A 21361-nucleotide genomic window follows, 5' to 3' on the forward strand; every position below is an offset into this window, starting at 1 on the left:
TCTCCGGTGAGCATCAGTGCGGGGGTGAACCTGTTCAACCTGACCTCGACGACTCCGCTGGGTTGTACCACCACCACGGCCATCAACGTGACGGGGGTAGAGGCTCCGATCTTACCTCCGCTTAACCTGAGCTTGTGCGTAGGCACCAGTCTGGACCTGAGTGAGTTGGTAAGTCCAACGGGTTCCTTGTCGGCTCTGTCAGGTCTGACGAATGTGTTCCGGCTGGGTAATCTGATCACGGGTCAGATCCTGACGTCTCCGGTGAGCATCAGTGCGGGGGTGAACCTGTTCAACCTGACCTCGACCACCCCGCTAGGCTGCACCACCACCACCGCCATCAGTGTAACCGGGGTAGAGGCTCCGATCTTACCCCCGCTCAACCTAACGTTGAGTGCTGGTACAAGTCTGGATTTGACAACACTCATCTCGCCAACGGGGGCACTATCGGCTTTAGTCGGTTTGACGAATGTTATAACAGCAGGCGTTCAGGTCATTACAACCCCCGTATCGATAACCGTTGGAGTGAACCTGTTCGATGTGACATCAACTACGCCACTCGGTTGTACAACGACGACGCCAATTATTATCATTGGTACCCCGAACCCTGCAGTCAATATTGCCGTGACACCCGGTGATTGTCAAACCGCTACGAATCAGTATAGTGTAACGGGTACGCTGTCGTTGACGAATGCGGTAGATGGAGTCGCTACTATTACCGATGGCAGTAACTCAACCACCGTGGTGATTACGGCGGGGGCTACTTCGGTTCCTTACGCATTAAGTGGATTGGTGTCGGGAACAGGCGCTCATACGATTGTTGTCAGCTATGCCACAAAGAGTGCCAGCACCACATATGCCGCTCCATCAAGTTGTCTTCTGGCTCAGCTACAGGTGAAAAAGTTAGTCGATAAGGCGACTGCACAACAAGGCCAGGTGCTGACCTACACATTGGTGGTTTCGAACGTAGGTAACGGCGATGCCAGTAACATTACGGTTCGTGATTCTACCTCTGGCGGATTGTCTTATGTATCGGGCTCTGTTACGACTCCGGCTGGCACAACCTTTACGCCTGGTAATCCGGTTAGCTTCTGGAATATTGCCAGTCTGACGGCGGGCCAAAGCCTGAGCCTAACCTTCCAGGCCAAAGCCGACAGCTCGGGGATTCTCTACAACGTGGCGACCATTCCGGGCGATACGGCCAAGGCCTGTACATCGGTTCCGGTGAAGGTATGCCAGGGCAGCGATTATCTGTTCGAGCTTTCTGTAGCGCCGGGACGTAGCAGTTACCAATGGTATAAAGATGGCGTCGAGATTGTAGGTGCCACCACCAACGTCCTGAGCGTGACGGCTGCTGGTACGTATTCGCTGGTGACCGATGGAGGAAGTGGCCAATGTTCGGACTTTAGCTGTTGCCCCTTCATCGTAGAGGAAGATACGTTGCCGACCTTCCAGGCGGTTGCCATACCCGTAACCTGCATTGGCAACACAGCACAGGCAAATGGGCAGATTGTTCTCAGTCAGTTTCGGACAGGCTATACGTACCAGTATTCATTGGGGAACACATTCGATGCAGGTGCTTCATTGTCTGGTGCGGCCCAGGCGATACCGACTGACGGAATCATTGCGAATAATCTGACTAACCCTGTTACGACCCAATTGTATACGGTTCGGGTTTACAATGGCAGCGGTTGTTATCAGGATGTGACGGTGATGTTGACGCCCACTACCTGCGCCTGTCCGGCAAGTGTATGCGTGCCGTTGGTAATAAGACAAACCAAAGGCCCCAAACGGACTGGTCTTTAGTATCATTTCAGAAGATAAAAGCCAATAATCTACCTTAGATCGCTTTGCCTGACAGGCCTCTTTTAGGAGTTTCTGTCGGTACGGTCTAAGGTAGTTTATTCTTAACTCGTACGGGTTTTTGTACTGCTTATATACAAATTTGCCTGATTATATTAACCTATTGTCAATTGATTTTTACTTATTTGTTGTCAACGTTTAATAAATGTGGTATAAATTTTGAAGGCGGGCGGTGATTTTGCTGAATAGGTATATTCTATAAGGAATATTGTAATTTATTAGTGGATTAGTGATTGTTTTTGGCCTGATCGTTTACCGTAATGGTATACGGCATACTTTTTGGCAAACGGTAGATTGATTTTACTGATTTGTCTATGTCGGTCCATTACATGTCTACTTTTGATAACTTTTTTGAAGGAAAGCCCGCTTTTCTGGAAGATAGGAAGCTTTGTGAAGCGAAGCCCTACCGTTTCGACCCTGTCGTCAGTATACAATCGCAGCGACTAATTGCGCTGATAACACTGCTACTGGTATCGATCGGATTTGCCAAAGCCCAATGCTCCATTACGTTAACGCCCACTGTATCGGGCTGCTATTCCGTAAGTGGGGTGAGCAAAGCAACCGTTAGTGTTGAAGTGGCCTGGAGTAATGCACCTGCCAACGACTACATTGTTGTCACAACAGGTACGCAAAGCCGGACCATTATTCCTGGCGTATCGGTTATTACGTATCCTCAGCCGTCTACAATCGTTATTACGGGTAGGCAGAACATTGTTTCTCCGCAAGTGGTAGCCTTCGAGCTTACCCTGGCCGGAGGGGCGAGTACGGGTACTGTAACCGCGAAATTTGCCGGCAACACCAGTTGTCAGGCTAGTCAGACCTATGCGATTCCGGCCGCCTGCCCTCCCACGAGTTGTACGGGTACGCAGTTGGGTGGAACCGTTTTTCGGGATTTCAATGCCGACGGGGTTAAGCAGGCAACCGAAACACAAGGGGTTGCCAGTGTAACCGTTACGGCTTTCGACTGTAATGGAACCAAATATGGCCCCGTTGTAACGGATCAGTTTGGTAAATATGTTTTTACGTCAGCTACAATCACTTATCCCGTACGGCTTGAGTTCAGAACGGCAGCCGGAAACGATATGGGGACTATTTATGGGGCCAGTAGCCATTCAAACGTGCAGTTTGTTGAGCAGGCCACCTGTGCGGTCGATTTAGGTATTGCCAATCCGTACCTCTACTGCCAGACCAACCCCCAGATTTTTATTCCCTGCTATACGTATGGTGATCCGCTCAATTTGAGCCCGACTCCACCCGTTGCTACGTCGGCTCTGTCGGCCAGCGCTGCTGCGGTGGTTAGTTTTCCGTACGACGAAAGTACAACCGGAGCTACAGGAATGAGTCACTGGTCTGATGCCGGTCAGGTAGGTACGGTATGGGGGCTGGGTTATAACCGGCTTACGAAGGATGTTTTCATGGCCGCCACCTTGCACCGCCACTCAGGGCTGGGACCTTTGGGCATTGGGGGGATTTATGTAACCCACACTAAATCGTCTACGATAACGGAAGGCTTTATTGATGTTACGACTTTGGGTGTGGATGTAGGCGCTGCCTCAGTACCCGAAAATGGCTCGGCTGGTCGAGGACTCTCGGCCGACCTGACCAAACCCAGTCATGATCCCGATGTATTTCCGCTGATCGGTAAAGTCGGGATAGGCGGGTTGGAAGTGTCGGAAGATGGACAGAAACTCTGGTTTGTTAACCTGAACGACAAAAAGCTGTATAGCATCGATATTTCGGCCTACAATGCATCCGGTACGCTGCCAACTAATTCAGATGTAAAATCGTACGTGATTCCGGACCCGGGTTGTGTAGGGGGTGAGTCACGCCCCTGGGCTTTGCACATCTATAACAGTAAGTTATATGTAGGTACCGTGTGTGATGCGTTCGACTCAAAAAGTAAGTCCAGATTACGGGCTTATGTGTATGCCTTTGATCCGAACACCTCCTCGTTTTCGTCCGTTTTCGATTTCCCATTGACCTATCCCAAAGGCTATGGTATATCACCGTTGAATTCGGCAGGGCAGGCGGGGGCCGACAGTACAGGCTGGTATCCCTGGGCCGATACATTCAGTGACCTGGTGATCGCTTCCAGCACCGCTGTTTATAAAAGTCTGGTGCATCCTCAACCCATTCTGGCTGATATTGATTTTGACGTTGATGGATCGATGGTATTAGGATTTGCCGACCGGACCGGCTTCCAGGGCGGTTATAACAACTATAGTCCTAATCCTTCGGAAACCCAGCTATATACAGTGAACCCAGCCGCCGGAGATATTTTACGGGCCTATTATTCCAACGGTTCGTATATTCTGGAGAACAATGGTCAGGTAGGACCTTATACGGGGGTTGGCGTGAATAACAATCAAGGGCCAGGCTTTGGTGAGTTTTATGACGATAATTACATAAGTGGTAATCGCTATACGCATACCGAGCTTGTATTGGGTGGTTTAGCCTTGCGGTTGGGCAGTGGCCACGTTGTAGGAGCAACGATCGATCCGGTTGCCAATATTGCCAATTCGGGCGGGGTTAAATATTGGAACAACGAAACGGGTATAGCCGAAGGGGCCGCTATTGTGTACACCACCAGTACGGCACCGGGTACGTTTGCGAAAGCAAGTGGCCTGGGAGAACCCGAACTGAACTGCGACCTGCTGGACGTGATCGAGATCGGTAACCGCGTTTGGGTCGATTCCAATAAAGATGGTGTGCAGGACCCCTGCGAAAAAGCGTTGTCAGGTGTTCAGGTTGATCTGTACAAAGGCACAACCAAAATTGCCTCAACAACGACGAATGCGGATGGCGAATACTATTTCTCGTCAAAATCTGCGCTAACGACCGGCACCTGGCTGGGCACCGATGCCGACACAACGTTACTTCCGAATACGGCTTATACCCTGGCGTTCGGCGCAGGTCAATTCAGTAACAATATTCTGACGGTACAGGGAAGTAAACTACAGTTGACCGTTGCCAACAGTACCACAACGAATGCCAGTGATCTGAATGATTCGGATGCTCTCATCGGAACCATCAACGGGGTATCTACACCTGTTATTAGCCTGACAACAGGGAATGCCGGGTACATCAATCACAATCTGGATGCCGGGTTCAGTTGTCTGACAACGACGGTTGCCAGTATATCGGTTACGGCGGCTACCTGCAATGGGGGCACGGCGAACAACAACGCACGGATTACCGTATCGGGTATTCAGAATGGCGACAAGGCGTTTCTGGTGGCCGCCAATAGTTCACTGCCTTCGTATACCGCCACGGGTAGTCAGCCCGTATCGGCATCGGCGGCTAGTTTCACGGGGCTAAGCAATCCAGCCAGTACAAGTGGGCAGAGTTATAGTGTTGTGGTTTACAACGGTCCATGCTGCTATACCGTACTTACCACAACGTTGCCCTACACCAATTGCTGCTCCTTGTCGGCTACGGCCACACCAACCGCCTGTAACAGCGTGACCAATGGCTATACGGTAGATGGCACCATCAGCATCGCCGGGAATACATCGGGTGGAACAGCTACCATTACCAATGGCATCGTAAGTACCACGGTTACCGTTGCCCCGAACGCAACGACGGCCAGCTATTCGCTGACGGGGCTGATCTCCGATGGGGCAAGTCATACGGTTACGGTGAACCTGTCGAGTTGTGGATCCGCTACGGTTGCCTACACGGCACCGGCTTCCTGTTCCGTAGCGCCACCAGCCCTGGCTGTATCGGTCAGCAACCCGGTTTGTAGTACCCTGACAAATAACTACACGGCTACCGGAACGGTGTCATTGAGTAATGTAGTGGCCGGTACGCTGACCATCACCGACAATGGTACCAGCCTGACGACCATCAGCGTAACCAACGGACAGACGACAGCCAGTTTCTCGGTGGGTGGAATCAGCGATGCCACCAGCCATACGGTAGTTGCTACGTTGAATGGCGGTACTGCTGCCAGTACAACCTATTCGGCTCCTGTTGCCTGTACCGTCTGCTCCACCAGCATCACAACGGTTAGCCTTCTCAACGGACAGGTAGGGACGGCCTATAGCCAGACTCTTACGGCCAGTGGAGGCAAACCCGGTTATACCTATTCGGTATCGGGTAGCCTGCCCAATGGGCTGACGCTATCGACCAGCGGGGTTATTTCAGGAACACCAACGGCCAGTGGCAGTGCAAGCTTCACGGTGAACGTAAGTGATGCCCAGTCCTGTTCGGATGCCCAGCCGCTAACCATCACGATCGATGCTCTACCAGTTTGCTCGCTGGTAGCCACTGCTACACCAGGGGTATGTACTACGGCGACCAATACGTATCAGGTGACGGGTAGTATCTCGGCGACAAATGCGGTTGTCAATGGGGCTGCTACCCAGTCGTTAACGGTTTCGGTCGGTAGTATCAGTACGGTTGTTACGCTGACGGGCAATGGACCCGTGAGTTACACACTGGCGGGTCTAACCTCCGATGGGTTAACCAAAACCGTATCGGTGTTAAGCAGTGCTACGGCCTGTGGCTCTACCAGCGTAACCTATGCTGCCCCGGCCAGTTGTACGGTCTGTTCGCTGAGCGTGACCACTACAGCACTTACGTCGGCTACAGTCGGTATCCCGTATAGCCAGACGATCAGTACTACGGGTGGTACGGCTCCATTGACGTTTACGACCTTAAGTGGTAATCTGCCTGCTGGATTGGTACTCAATGGGGCATCAGGGGTTATTTCAGGGACAGCCTCAACCAATGGAAGTTTCCCGGTAACCATCCTGGTATCGGATAGTAAATCCTGTACGGCGACTGTACCGCTAACGCTGTCGGTTGCCTGCGAAACGATCCTATACAGTCCCCTCACATTACCGAGTGGGCAGGTTGGAACGCCTTATTCGCAAACGTTGACACCGTTGAATGGACTGCCTCCGTATCACTTTGGCCTCACAAAGGGTAGTTTGCCCGATGGCCTGACGCTCGACGGCACCACGGGAGTTATCAGCGGTACACCAACGGCAACGGGCGCGTTCAGTTTCACTGGTTTCATCAATGATGACTATGATTGCCCGACAGTTGTAAGCTATACCCTGACAATAGGCAGTGCGCCCGTTTGCTCCCTAACGGCCACGGCCACACCAGGTCAGTGTACAACGGCAACCAACCAGTATACGCTGACGGGTACGGTATCGGCCACCAATGCCACGGGTACACAATCACTCACGATTTCGGTTGGTAGTGTCAGTACCGTGGTAAGTCTTTCGGCCAACGGACCCGTAAGTTACTCCCTGAGTGGATTAAATTCGGATGGAGCTGTGCATACTGTATCGATACTGTCATCGGCTACGGCTTGTGGCTCGGCTTCGGTTACGTATACTGCTCCGGCGTCCTGTACGGTGGCACTGGCTGGCCTGGGCGACTTTGTCTGGATCGATCTGAATAAAGACGGCATTCAGGATGGTATTGAGCCCGGTATCGAAGGCGTTAAGGTGACCTTATATGTTAACGGTGCTATTTCTTTGACGACCACGACCAATGCCGACGGTCTCTACTCCTTTACCGGCCTGACGCCGGGTAGTAGTTTCAATTACGCTGTAGGCTTTACGGCTCCCACGGGATATACGGCCACAACTCCGCTCAGTGGTACCGATAAGGCCAAAGACAGTGATGCTGACCTGATTACGGGTAAGACGGCTTCGGTAACACTGACTCCGGGTGAATTCAACCCGACTTTGGATGCAGGCTATATTGTTCCTGAATTGCCAGCCGCCGTTGCCAGCCTGGGTGACTTTGTCTGGCTCGATTCGAACAAGAACGGAATCCAGGATTTCGGCGAGCCGGGTATTCAGGGCGTAACCGCTACTCTCTATGTCAACGGGGGAACTTCATCGACGACCGTGACCGGTGCCAGTGGGTTCTACAGTTTCACGGGCCTGACACCCGGTAGTTCCAACTCGTACGTGGTCGGATTTACGGGCCCAGCGGGGTATACTGCAACCACGCCGTATAGCGGAACCGACCGGACGAAAGACTCCAATGCGAACCTGATCACGGGTAAGACTGAATCGGTGACGCTGGCTCCGGGTGAGTTCAATCAGACCCTGGATGCAGGTTATTACCCGCTTCCTCCCGTACTGACATTGGATAAAGTAGTCGATAAGTCGAAGGCGAAACAGGGGGATATTCTGACCTACACGCTGGTATTGACAAATGCCGGATCAACGACGGCTACGAACGTTACGGTTCGGGATTCGACTACCATTGGCCTGAGCTACGTGGCCAACTCGGCTTCGGCTCCGGTAGGTACTACGTTTACGCAGGGTGATCCGGTCAGCCTCTGGAAAGTAGCAAGCCTTACCCCAGGTCAAAGCCTGTCGCTGACCTTCCAGGCCAAAGCCGACAGTTCGGGCATACTCTACAATGTGGCGACCATTCCGGGCGATACGGCCAAAGTGTGTACGTCGGTTCCGGTGAAGGTATGTCCGGGCAGCGGTTACCTCTTCGAGCTTACCGTGGCCACTGGCCGTAGCAGCTATAAATGGTACCGCGATGGGATTGAGATTGTCGGTGCCACCACGAATGTACTGAGTGTGACAGCCGCAGGTACGTACTCGCTGGTTGTAGATGGAGGCAATGGGCAATGCTCCGACTTTAGTTGCTGCCCGTTCATCGTGGAAGAGGATACATTGCCAACCTTTAAGGCAGTGGCCGTGCCTGTTACCTGTGTCGGTAATGTAGCCCAGGCTAACGGCCAGATTGTTCTGAGTGAGTTCAAGGCTGGGTATACCTACCAATATTCGCTGGGGAATACGTTCAACGCATCGGCAACGCTGTCGGGAGCCGCCAAGGCAATTCCTGGTAATGGCGTGATCGTGTCGAACCTAGAGAATCCGGTTACCACGCAGAGCTATACGATCCGCGTGTACAACAGTAGTGGTTGTTATACGGATGTGACGGTATTGCTGACACCAACCGTTTGTGGATGCCCACCGAGTGTTTGTGTACCGCTGGTGATCCGGCAAACCAAAGGACCTGTAAGGGGCCACTAAGCCTACCCAGTAGTTTTCCTGCTCTATAAACTACCTTAGCTTGTATTGCCTGACGGTCTTCTCTCCCGAAGATGATCAGCAAAACGAGCTAAGGTAGTTTTGTTAAGGAGCCACGCAAATGTTGGCCATACTAAAATGGTACAATAGGGCTGATTGGTAGAATTTTATTCGTTCAATCGAGGAGATTAGGAAATAAAATGGTTACTTGAGTGTCCAGAACTCACTCAGCTAACGCACTTGTTTCTTCTTTCTCAAAGCCTCATGAAAAAGTGTATCTTTTTCTGCCTGGCAACAGGCGTTTTCCTCGTAAAGACCCTATTGGCCAGCGCTCAGTCCTTTATGCTGGAAGCTATCAAGAGCTATCCGTTCCCCAGTGGCCTGACCAGTTCAGCGCAGGGTTCCCGCCTGGCCTGGGCGTTCGATGAACAGGGGAAACGGAATGTTTACGTAGCCGAAGGACCAGATTTTACCCCCCGCAAACTGACAAATTACACCGACGATGATGGGCAGGAAATCACCAGCCTGTCGATTTCAGACGATGGCAAATGGGTGGTGTACGTACGTGGGGGCGATCATGGCTCCAACTGGGACGATGAATTGCCTGTCAACACCAATGCGTCGCCTATAGCGCCTAAAGTGCAGATATGGACAGTGCCTTTTGCAGGTGGTGAACCCAAAGCCATTGCCGAGGGCGATGAACCGACGCTTTCGCCCAAGGGCGATCGATTAGCCTTTGTGAAAGGTGGACAAATCTGGGTAGCCCCCATCGATGGGTCAGGCACAGCAAAAGCCATGTTCAACGCACGAGGTACCAACGGCTCCATCGAATGGGCGCCCGATGGCTCCAGACTGGCGTTTGTCTGCGACCGTCGGGATCATGCCTTCATCGGCGTATTTACCGACGAAAAAACACCGATCAGTTGGATAGCGCCCTCATTTTCCAGGGATGATTCGCCCCGCTGGTCGCCGGATGGCAAGCGATTGGTGTTTGTACGTACATCAGGTACGGGTGGCGCACCCGACTCCATTATGGCCCGCCGTCATCGCGGCTGGTCGATCTGGACCGCCGATGTGGCTACCGGGCAGGCTTCCCAACTCTGGCAGGCGCCCAAAACACTGGCAGGCTCGGTACCTACGACGCATGGCGGCTACAACCTCCACTGGGCGGCTGGCGACCGAATCGTATTCCTGTCGTATCAGGATGGCTGGCCGCATCTGTACTCGGTAGCCGCAACAGGTGGAACGCCCCTGCTACTGACCCCCGGGATGTTTATGGCCGAACATATTACGCTTAGTGCTGATCGTAAATGGCTCCTGTTCAGTGCCAATACGGGGCCTGATAAACTGGATATTGACCGTCGCCATGCCGTGCGGGTTCCGGTCGATAAGGCCGCGATGGAAGTGCTTACGCCCGGTTCGGGTCTGGAATGGATGCCCGTCGTTACGGGCGATGGTTCGACAGTAGCCATGTTTAGTGCAACAGCCCAACGCCCGCCACTTCCGGCTGTAATGGCATTTACCAAAGGAACGCCTAAACTGCTGGGGCAGAATCTGATTCCGGCTACATTTCCACAGAATCAACTGGTTACGCCCAAACAGGTCGTATACAAAGCGCCGGATGGCATGACCCTACACGGGCAGTTGTTTGAACCGACAGGCGGTTCAGGAAAGAAACCTGCGATTATCTACGTACACGGTGGTCCGCCACGTCAGATGCTGCTCGGCTGGAATTACTCAGATTATTACGCCAACTCTTACGCCATCAACCAGTACCTGGCCAGTCAGGGATTTGTGGTGCTGTCGGTAAACTATCGGCTTGGAATTGGCTACGGTTTCGAGTTTCATCAGCCTGCCAATGGCGGGGCATTAGGGGCGTCGGAGTATCAGGATGTGAAAGCGGGAGCGCAATGGCTGGCCGAACAACCGCAGGTCGATCCTACCCGCATTGGTATTTATGGGGGTTCGTATGGAGGCTATCTGACTGCACTGGCCCTTGCCCGTGACTCTAAACTCTTTGCGGCTGGGGTCGATATTCACGGCGTTCACGACTGGAGCCAGCAACGGGGCGTCGGTGGGGGAGAAGCACCCAGTGCCATGCGGTTTGAAAAAATCCCCGATCTGGAACCTGCCAGCAAACGGGTGTACCAATCGTCGCCCATTTCATCCATCAACACCTGGACATCGCCCGTGCTGATTATTCACGGCGACGACGACCGGAACGTTCGGGTTAGTCAAAGTACGGATCTGGTCCGTCGGCTCGAAAAACAGGGCGTATCCATGGAGACAATCATCATTCCCGACGATACCCACCACTGGATGAAGCACACCAACGCCCTCAAAATGGGTAATGCCACTGCCGACTATTTCAAACGGAAGCTTATGAAGCCACGACAGTAACGTAGTGATGTAGCCGCAACTCCCAACTCTTTTCTTAACCAATCAACAAACCCATGCAATTTTTTACGAACACGCGAAAGCTGGAAGCGTTGCTGCTGGCGGGCCTCCTAATGGCTCAGGTGCCACTTCGGGCGCAATCCATCGATGAAGCGTACAACCAGAAAATCAGGGAATACACCACCGACAAGCGGTTTTTGCCCGCATCGGTACTGAACCTGCCCGACGATCCTAAAGTGCCGTCGCCCCTCAGGCATTTCGGGCAGATCGTTGGTACGCCGGGCGTCATCCACCGGACAGCCGAGATTTACGGCTATTACCAGAAGCTGGCCCAGACATCGCCCAACATCAGCATACAGCAGGTGAGTACCACCGAAGAAGGCCGTCCGGTTCAACTGGTAGCTATCGGGAGTGAGGAGGCTATGAAACGGCTCGATCATTACAAAAAGCAACTTGCTCTGCTGGCCGATCCGCGTAAAGTTGGTAATCAGGACATCGAGAAAATTCTGGGCGATACCAAGCTGGTGTACTATCTGAACGGGGGGCTGCACTCGCCCGAAATGGGATCGCCGGAGATGCTGATGGAACTAGCGTATCGGCTCATTACCAGCCAGACACCCGAAATCAAAACCATTCGTGATAACATCATCGTCATCATCAATCCGGTATCGGAGCCCGACGGCTGGGACAAACAGGTCGACTGGTATTATCGCTATACCAAAGCCCGGAAGGACTACGACGATGGTTTTCCGAAATCACCGCCTTATTGGGGAAAGTACGTCTATCACGACAACAACCGCGATGGGTTGCAGGTATCGCAGGCCATTACGAAGGCGATGTTTAAAATCTACTACGACTGGCACCCAACCGTCAGCCTGGATTTGCACGAATCGGTTCCTCTGCTGTACATCTCAACCGGAACGGGCCCCTACAATGAAACCATCGACCCGATCACCATTGGCGAATGGCAGACAATGGCCAACCACGACATTACATCACTGGCCGCGCAAGGGATTCCGGGCGTGTTTACCTGGGCGTTTTACGATGGCTGGTATCCGGGGTATGCCCTCTGGATTTCCAACAACCACAATGCGGCTGGGCGTTTCTACGAGACCTTCGGAAATGCCGGAGCCAACACCTACCTGCGCGATCTGGCCAACCAGAAATATGCGGGCGATGAGGTGACTTCGAAAGAATGGTATCGGCCCGATCCGGCTACTGAAAAAGTGTACTGGTCGTATCGGAACGGCATCAACTACATGCAGGCGGGGGTGCTGGCGTCGCTTTCGTATGGGGCTACCAACAGCCGGATGCTGCTGAAAAACTTCTACCAGAAAGGGCTGAACAACATTCGGAAAGGCACCGAAGAAAAACCGCGTGCGTTTGTGATTCCGAAAGACCAGCGCGACCCGGCTATGGCGGCTTATCTGGTCAATCAGCTTCGGGCACAGGCTATTGACGTGCACAAAGCCGAATCCGGTAAAAATCAGGGCGATTATGTGGTGTTGCTGAATCAGCCGTACCGAAATCTGGCCGTATCGCTGCTTACCAAACAGAATTACCCCAAAGAAGCCAAGTTTCCACCCTACGACGACATTGCCTGGACGTTGGGTTATCTGTACGGCGTGGACGTTAAAGCCGAAGACAGTGTAAAATATGCGACAACCGATCTGAAACTAATCAGTGACGACGTCAAATACAGCGGGAAAGTTGATGGTGATGGCTTAAATTATGTGCTGAATTACAAGGGGCAGAATAACCTGCTGCCCGCCTTGATCTGGCTGAAAGGGCAGGGTAAACAGGCCAAAGCAGTGGTGCTGGATGCCAGAACCACGCTGGAAGGGATTAAAGATACGCTGGCGGCAGGTGCAGTGGTGTTCAAAGGATTAACGGCCGATCAGTCCCAAAAGCTGGCTACCCAGTTCGGGCTTGATTTGCAGGCGACGAAAGCGAATGCCGACACCAAACAGCATGAGGTTAGTCTGCCCCGCGTAGCGATCTACCATAGCTGGTACAACACCCAGGACGAAGGCTGGGCACGCTACACATTCGAGCAGCGCGGTATTCCATACACGTCCATCAACAAAGATCACCTGAAGGCTGGGGATCTGCGGAAGAAGTTCGACGTGATCCTGATTCCCCGGATGCGCGGTTCGGCCACCAACTTCATTCACGAAATCGACTCTCGCTTTGGACCGTTGCCGTTTACCAAAACGTCGGAATTTCCATCGCATGGTTTTCCCGATGCTACCACCGATATTACGGGAGGACCGGGTTTTGCCGGGGTCGAAAATCTCAAAAAGTTTGTGGAGCAGGGCGGTGTACTGGTTACGCTCGATAACTCATCGGCCATGATTGCCGAAACAGGTATCACCCGCGATCTGGATCAGGCCAGTGCCCCAACACTCTTCCATCCCGGCTCTATCGTGACGGTGAAAAACCGCAAGCCCGACAGCCCGATCATGTACGGTTTTCCTGAAACCTTCTCTATTTTCAGAGGCATTGCGCCCCTGCTGCAAACCAAAAAAGCCAATCGCGATATGATGGTGATGCAGTACGGTACAAAGCCTCTGAAAGACGAAGAAGAGTATAAAGGTGCGATTATGGGTATGCCCGACAAAAAGCCCGTAAAAGAAGCCACGAAGACCGCAACGCCGAAAAAAGAAGAACCGTATGTGCTCTCAGGTATGGTGCGAAACGAACAGACCATCATTGGGCATGGCGGTATTTTCAATGTTCCGGTCGGTGCAGGTCGCGTGGTCGCGTTTACGTTCGATCCGCTACACCGTTTTCTGAACCACCACGACGCACCACTGGTCTGGAACGTGCTCATCAACTGGAACCATCTGGATGCATCTGCCAATCCCACAACAACGGCTGAAAAGACAAATTCGGCCGGGAAAGTAAGCGGGCAATAAAAAGAACCGCACGGGTATAGATCGCACAGGCGTCCCCAACTGATGATTAGGATAAACTAAGATCTGTTGGGGACGCCTGTGCGATTCTATTTATTGTAGTTCAACACCCAGTTTAAACCGAATTTATCAGTGAGTGAGCCAAATAGTGCACCCCAGCACATATCGGCGAGTGGCTCCTTGATCTGACCACCTACAGCGAGTTTGCTGAAAAACAGACGGATGTCCTCTTCACGGCTGCAATTGATCGAGAGGGTAACCGAATTTCCGACGACCAGGCTAGCTCCCATCATATCGGACCCCATCAATAACAGATGCCCTTTTTGGGTCAGACCGGCGTGTAGAATCCTGTCTTTGGCTTCGTTGGCTACCTGATCGGCTATGGGCGAATCGCCTATAGTTTGAAACGTAAGTTCACCTCCCAGACATTCCCTGTAAAACCTCATCGCTTCACGGCAGTTGCCGTTGAAGTTCAGGTAAGGATTGATTTGCGTCATCGTATGCTAAGCAACGGGCCGGTCGACCTCGTAGTAAAGTCCCACAACGCCTGAACTAAACGCTTTGGATCGGGTCAACTTCAGCTTAACCCGGTCATTGATAAGGGCAAACAGGGGCTTGCCTGCTCCCAGAATGATCGGCTCCAGCTTAATCCGGTATTCGTCAATCAGGTTTTGCCCGGCAAGGGCTGCTACCAGAGACGCCCCTCCAAAAACGATGATGTCGCCACCGGGTTGTTGCTTGATCTGCGCAACTTCTTCGGCCAGGTCGTGCTGGGCCAGACGGGAGTTCGTCCAGTCGACGGTTTGCAGCGTTTTAGAGAACACGATTTTGGGGGTATTGATCATCCAATGCGCGAAATCGACCAGTTCGGGAGGAGTGTTGGGCATGGCCGGTACGGTAGGCCAGAAGCTGGCAAAGCCTTCGTAAAGTACCCGACCAACGAGCATCGTATCCACCGTTTTCTGGAAGTCGGACGCCATGAATTCACCCATCTCATGATCGTCCATTGTCATCCAGTCCTGTTCATTATTGGGGCCGCATACAAAACCATCGAGCGATACGTGCATGAATAAAATTAACTTCCTCATTGTGATAGAATTAGTTGTTGTTTACAGGGCAAATATAGGGCATTTTTGATGGCTTTTCAGGGTGACAATGCGGCAAAAAAAGGGTTGATTACGACACGGAAATTGCCTATTTTTGACCCATGAAACACATCTCCATACTCGTTCCACATGGGGCTATTTTAGGTAGTCTTGAAGGGTCGCGCCAGCTTCTTACCCAGGTAAATCAATTTGCTAAAGCGAAAGGAGCCAGGCCGTTGTTTCAGGTACAATTAGTCGGGTTATCACACGAAATTCAATTGAGTGGCGGCTCGTTTACGGCCCATGCCGATCGACTCCTTGATGAGGTCAAAAAAACCGATTTAATTATTATTCCAGCGTTGGATGGAGATATACAAAAAGCCATTGAAATAAATCGTGATTTTATTCCCTGGATTGTGAAGCAATACCAGCGCGGAGCCGAAGTAGCCAGCCTGTGTTTAGGGGCTTTTTTACTAGCGTCGACGGGTTTATTAAAAGGGCGGCAATGTGCTACCCACTGGCTGGCTACGAATGAGTTCAGGCAGTTATTTCCAGACGTAAATCTGGTTACGGAGCGTATTATTACCGACGAACAGGGCATTTATTCAAGCGGTGGGGCTTTTTCGTATCTGAATCTCATTCTTTACCTGATCGAAAAATACGTTGGTCGTGAGGTGGCGGTATTGTCGGCCAAAGTGTTCGCCATTGAAATAGAGCGAGATAGCCAATCACCTTTCACTATTTTTCAGGGACAGAAAGCACATGAGGACGATTCGGTGAAAAAAGCGCAGGAATATATTGAAGCAAATTTTCAGGAAAAAATTACGATTGATCAGCTGGCTGATTTAGTATCGGTAAGCCGAAGAAGTTTAGAGCGTCGATTCAAAAAAGCGACCTGCAATACCGTAATTGAATATATACAGCGAGTGAAAATTGAAGCCGCCAAAAAACACTTCGAAACGAACCGAAAAAATGTAGCAGAAGTGATGTTTGATGTAGGGTATACCGATACAAAATCTTTTCGAACAACCTTTAAAAAAATTACAGGTTTATCGCCCCTCGATTACCGGAATAAATACAACAAAGAAACTCTGTCTTTAAACTAATTTATTTAAAATTTAAACAGGCACTTAGCCATACATAATCCAGCACAGTCAATCAGGTTTTTTGGTCAGAATGACAGAAAACGTAGATTACAGTAAATGTCGTACTTAGCATGTTAATGTGTCGAGTTCAGATTGGCATGACCGCTTACCGCTTAAACTGCGACAGAATGTATTCGTAGAATATGGCCGTTTTTACGTCGGTGGCAATGGTTAATGCATACCCGTTATCGTCGAGGTAGGTTTGTCCAGCATTGGGTGGACGGGTGCTCACATTAGCTTTGACGTGCTCAGTGGTAAAGCATTCCGGAATAGCCAGGTAGCTCGTTGCCAGAATATCCCACATGAAATACGTGTAGTGATAACTCGGAATGGTGTCCAGAGTAAGCGCCCACAACTGCCCGGTCAGGTTCGAAAGCGGATGGTCAATCTGCGTCGCCAGTCGGGACAAAAACTGTTTGGTTACGGGAACGTGGTTCGTTACGTCGAGCGGAATCAGCGTGAGGGGTAACTCGTACGAAACCAGTTTTTGCGAACTGATCGGGTCCCAGAATACATTCCATTCGGCACTACCGTCGTGCTGAAACGTTTGCACATTCCCGGTAGTCCGAAACGCACCCGCCATCCAGACAATGGAGCCAATCTTAGCTTTTAACTCCGGTGCTTTTTCGAGTGCCAGAACCAGATTTGAGCAAGGACCCGTCATAAGAATGGACACCGGGCTATCGGCCGCTTTAAGCCTGTCAATAATCAGATCGGGGGCGCTCAGGTAGCGGTAGGGGTCGGGCGATTGGGGCAGGTTGATCAGCATCGGCAGAGCGTTGATGATTTCTGGTCGGGCACGCCATTCGCTCGGAAACGCGTTGATGCCGTAATAGTCGCCCCGGCCAAGCGGAACCGACTCCTTCCCCATGAGCTGAAGCAGCTTATAAGCTGACTCAAGAGCGGGTTCAATAAAGCAGTCGGCAGGGGTCACTGTAACCCCGATCAGTTCTACATCGGGCATGGTCAGGACCAGCAATTGCGACAATAAATCGTCGATGGCACCGTCGTGGTCCATCAAAAGAGGGGTAGGCATTACTTTTTCTTGGCTAAGTGTTTAGCGAGCAGGTTTAGGGTATGATCCAGGGCTTTGGGGTCGCTCCATTCATCATGACCGGGTACGATGATCCGGGCTTTTCCGAACTGAGCTTGTACGTTCCGAATCGAGTTGGCCCATTCGGCCAGATTGGCATCGCCAAGGTATCCCATGCCAAAGGCTGCGACACTCTTAACTAAACACCCACCATGCAGAATCCGCTGATTGGGTAGATACACCACAATGTTGTCGCTCGTATGACCTTCGCCCGGAAAGTAGCAGCGAATCGGCTCTCCACCAATGGTAAACGTTGTGTCGGATGGTAAAATGCCTTCGGGTGATGGATAGCCTTCTTTAATCGAAAGTTTCGCGGTCAGTGGCGTACTGACGACCCGAACTCCCGCTCTCTGGAGAGCACCCGTACCGCCCACCCGGTCGCCGTGTGCGTGTGTAGCAATGCAGAGCCGAACAGGTTGGTGTAAATTCTCCTTTACCCACTGAAGTAGTTGCTGGGTATTATCGGCAATCGAGTCTGTATCCCAACCCGTATCGACAAGAACAACACCATCTTTGGTCTTAATAATCAGGCCGTTGGAAGGTACTGGTTCGTTTTGGTAAAGGCCATAGGTGATATGGACATACACCTTATCGTTGAGGGGGATAACCTTGAGTTTAGGCTTCTGAATCGACTGAGCGAGGGAAAGATGGGTGAGGAGGGTTGCCAGGAAGAATACTAAGAAGCGCATGATTATCAAGGAGTTAACATTCGTGGTTAGATTTTATAGAGCGCAGATTTTTAGGATGCCGGTTCGCCGGAGCGATTATGATTTACAAGGTCATAAGGTCGTAAGCATCCTAAAAATCTGTGTTCTATTTGTTTTCAGATGGGGTCTTGGTTTGATAAGTATTCCAATTGCCGATTAGCTTATCGACCACTACAACGCCCGTTCGGTAGGCAGCTTCCAGCGCGGGGATGTAGGCCGTATAGCGCTCACCTACGGCTTTGCCGCCATTGGTCAGATTCTGGGCGGCCGTTACGCCCGATGGCTGCATGGTGTAGTTGCTGGCTGTTCGGAGAACCATATAGCGATTGATGTCGGCTTTCCCCGCTTTGGTCAGCCATTGCAACGACTGGCCGGTGCCAGTATCCTCCATCGCTGAGGTCACAAAATTACCTTTGCCGCCGGTCCAGTAGCTGACCCATTGGTTCGCCCAGTCGTTGAGGTATTTGCCGTGCCAGAAGGTCATAGCCGCAATATGGTCGCCCATCATCACCCGAGGAGGTTTTTGGGCTTCGGGAAAATCGCGGTATACAGCCCGCATTTTCTGAAGTGTTTCGCTATCGTCGAGCTTCACAGCTTTGGTGAGGCTATAAGCCCATTTCGCCAGGTCTGGATTCAGATGGTAAGCGACCTGGAAATCATTTTCCTGAACAGGTTCTTCGTAGGGTTTGGCCCGGCGTAAAGGCAGATAGCCCGTCGACCAGTCGCTGGGAATCTCGCGGGGGTCGATTTCGTGGGCCAGATCGCCATCTACCAGCCATTCGGCCCAAACGGCCGACCCGGCTGAACCATCGTTTGGGTCGATACCGGCAATGCCCGCCACCAGCCAGTAGGCTTTCGAGAGGTCGAATCGAGGGTCCATGCCCAACGCCATAATGGAGGCCGCCGAACGCGCTGTCCCCATACCTGTACAGATACCCAGCACCTGTTTGTCGGGATTGTAGCGCAGGTCGCGGTAGCCTTGAGGAAACGGAATCGTTTGCGAGAGCGGCAGCCGTTCAACCCAGTACTGAAATTCGCCCGGTCGGTCGCCCGTATCGGCCCCGATTTCGAACATGGTAACGACAACCACCCGGACCGGAATACGATTGGTGGATTGACCCAGCGTCGTTAAGCTGATAACGAGCAGTAGCGACAGGAAGAATGGTTTCATGGAGAATGGCTTATAACTGTGGTATCGGGTACTTCTATCCGACACCAAAAACAAATGATAAAAACGACCTAGGGCTTCAACACACCGATTTTCAGGTAACTGTTTTCGTGATAAACCCGGTGTGTCGCTTTCTGATAGTCAGAGTCCTGGGCTGTAAAAATGTTCACGAATTTCTGCGGATTGCGGTCGGCCAGGGGGAAACAGCTACTTTGTATCTGTACCATCAGCCGATGTCCTTTTTTGAACGTATGCAGCACATCCTGCAATTCAATAGCCACAACGGACGGTTTATTTGGGACAAAAGGCTCTGGTTTGCTGATGTTGTTGCGATACTTACCCCGCATAATTTCGCTGCGAACGAGTTGCTGATAATCGCCATAGACCACGTCTTTTTTCTGTGGATTTTGCTGGGGGGCATCGGGCGGATACACATCGATCACTTTTACCATCCAGTCGGCGTCGGTCCCAGTGGTCGACACGGTCAGTTGCGCCAGAATCGGTCCGGCCAGCGTCAGATCTTCGCTGAGCGGTTCGGTCTGAAACGTAAGTACGTCGGGCCGGGCAGCCGCGAATCGCTGATCATCGACCATGTAATCAGCCGAAAAGCCATCGTTGATTTTGCTGGCGAAGGGAACGGGATGCGCCGGATCGGACAGGAATTCAGAAAACGTAGCCCCTGTCAGGGAAGGCGAAAAGCCTAATTTACCCCCAGCCTGTAGGTACACCTGCTTTGGTTGGGTTTCTTTGGGTGGGTAAGTGTCGAAGGTTCGCCAGCGGTTCGTGCCAGTTTCAAATACCGTGGCCTCGGGCAGACCCAGCGGAGTTGTTTCGTTGAACAGATAATGTTTGAAGAATTTTGCTTCGATGTTCTGCTGGTAATAGGGCGACGTTGCCGAACCAAAATCCAGGTCATTGAGCGTTTGACCCGATGGCCCCGACCAGCCACCATGTACCCACGGGCCGACAACGAAGATATTCTGAATACCTGGATTCTGCTTTTCGATGGCTTTGTAGGTGTTGAACGTACCGTACAAATCCTGCTCGTCGTACCAGCCACCCACTACCATAACGGCATGTTTGATGCCCTTTAGATGGGGCAGAATATTTCGTTTTTTCCAGTGTTCGTCGTAATCGGGGTGCTGGAAGTTTTCGTAGTAATATTTGTTTCGGCCTTTGAAATACTGACTTTCCGAATTGGCGGTTGGGCCCATGTTCAGGTAAAAATGGTAGCCATCCGGATCGTTGATCTCAAAGAGCAGGGGTGGGTTTTGTTTGGTGGGTTGCTTATGTTCCTGAAAGTACGGGTAGAAGCTAAAGTTGGCCGCAATCTGGAAGGCTCCGTTATGAAACGCATCGTCGCGCCAGAGATCGGCCATGGGAGCCTGGGGCGAAGAGGCTTTTAGCGCCGGATGGCCCGATACCGAGCCTGCTGAGGTAAAGAAGCCCGGATAGCTAATGCCCCACTGCCCTACGTTGCCGTTATGATTTGGAAGGTTTTTGAGCAACCAGTCAATGGTGTCGTAGGTGTCCGATGCTTCATCGTGGTCGGCATTCGATTTCTTTACAGTCACATGGGGCGTCATTTCGACAAAGGTGCCTTCCGAAGACCATCTTCCCCGAACGTCCTGGTACACAACGATATAGTTGTCGCGTAGCATAAACGGATTTGGTCCTACCCGCCGACGGAATCGTTCCGTACCATACGGTTGGCAACTGTAGGGCGTGCGCTGCATGATGATCGGATGCTTTACCGATTGGTCTTTAGGGGCGTAAACCTGGGTGAACAGCTTTGTGCCATCCCGCATGGGGACCATAAATTCCGATTTGGTGTAATTCTCACGCACGTAAGCAGAGTCCTGAGTGGGCGTGTAGGGATAGGAGGGGGCCGACGGTGCGGGGGCTGGTGGATTCGATTGCGCAATGGCAAAGACCGGAATCAGCAGCAGGCAGGCAAGGTGTAGTTTCACTG

At 51.9% G+C, this 21361-nt stretch carries 11 protein-coding genes; 5 read left to right on the forward strand and 6 right to left on the reverse strand.

Annotated elements, in window-relative coordinates; genetic code table 11:
• The 4 genes from B153_RS37060 to B153_RS0133410 form a co-directional block, all read left to right on the forward strand.
• On the forward strand, positions 1-1803 hold a 1803-nt coding region (locus tag B153_RS37060), incomplete at its 5' end, for a DUF11 domain-containing protein (protein ID WP_157635034.1).
• A gap of 386 nt (positions 1804-2189) precedes the next feature.
• Positions 2190-8882, forward strand: a complete 6693-nt coding sequence (locus B153_RS0133400) for an SdrD B-like domain-containing protein (protein ID WP_169518512.1) — start codon at positions 2190-2192, stop codon at positions 8880-8882.
• Between the two features lie 261 nt (positions 8883-9143).
• Entirely contained in the window at positions 9144-11279 is a 2136-nt protein-coding gene (locus B153_RS0133405) for a S9 family peptidase (protein ID WP_020601116.1), read from the forward strand.
• Positions 11280-11332: 53 nt separating this feature from the next.
• Entirely contained in the window at positions 11333-14194 is a 2862-nt protein-coding gene (locus tag B153_RS0133410) for a M14 family zinc carboxypeptidase (RefSeq protein ID WP_020601117.1), read from the forward strand.
• Between the two features lie 86 nt (positions 14195-14280).
• Here B153_RS0133410 and B153_RS0133415 read toward each other — a convergent pair whose 3' ends face one another.
• On the reverse strand, positions 14281-14688 hold the full coding sequence (locus B153_RS0133415) for a VOC family protein (RefSeq protein ID WP_020601118.1): 408 nt from the start codon (positions 14686-14688) through the stop codon (positions 14281-14283).
• Positions 14689-14694: 6 nt separating this feature from the next.
• Positions 14695-15279, reverse strand: coding sequence for a dihydrofolate reductase family protein (locus tag B153_RS0133420; protein ID WP_026262648.1), 585 nt, complete (start codon positions 15277-15279; stop codon positions 14695-14697).
• Positions 15280-15398: 119 nt separating this feature from the next.
• On the opposite strand from B153_RS0133420, the gene B153_RS0133425 reads away from it, so the two are divergent.
• On the forward strand, positions 15399-16382 hold the full coding sequence (locus B153_RS0133425) for a GlxA family transcriptional regulator (protein WP_020601120.1): 984 nt from the start codon (positions 15399-15401) through the stop codon (positions 16380-16382).
• A 145-nt stretch (positions 16383-16527) separates the two neighbouring features.
• On the opposite strand, the gene B153_RS0133430 is transcribed toward B153_RS0133425, so the two are convergent.
• The 4 genes from B153_RS0133430 to B153_RS0133445 all read right to left on the reverse strand — a co-directional run bounded on the left by B153_RS0133430 (position 16528) and on the right by B153_RS0133445 (position 21359).
• Positions 16528-17457, reverse strand: a complete 930-nt coding sequence (locus B153_RS0133430) for a nucleoside hydrolase (protein WP_020601121.1) — start codon at positions 17455-17457, stop codon at positions 16528-16530.
• Positions 17457-18203, reverse strand: coding sequence for a subclass B1 metallo-beta-lactamase (gene bla, locus B153_RS0133435; RefSeq protein WP_020601122.1), 747 nt, complete (start codon positions 18201-18203; stop codon positions 17457-17459). The genes B153_RS0133430 and bla overlap by 1 nt, the downstream gene beginning before the upstream one ends.
• A gap of 124 nt (positions 18204-18327) precedes the next feature.
• The gene (locus tag B153_RS0133440) at positions 18328-19392 is read right to left on the reverse strand and encodes a purine nucleoside permease (protein WP_020601123.1); all 1065 of its coding nucleotides are present in this window, start codon (positions 19390-19392) and stop codon (positions 18328-18330) included.
• 68 nt (positions 19393-19460) lie between these two features.
• Entirely contained in the window at positions 19461-21359 is a 1899-nt protein-coding gene (locus B153_RS0133445) for a CocE/NonD family hydrolase (RefSeq protein ID WP_245564989.1), read from the reverse strand.
• Positions 21360-21361: the final 2 nt, after the last annotated feature.

The organism is Spirosoma panaciterrae DSM 21099 (assembly GCF_000374025.1).
GTDB lineage: Bacteria > Bacteroidota > Bacteroidia > Cytophagales > Spirosomataceae > Spirosoma > Spirosoma panaciterrae.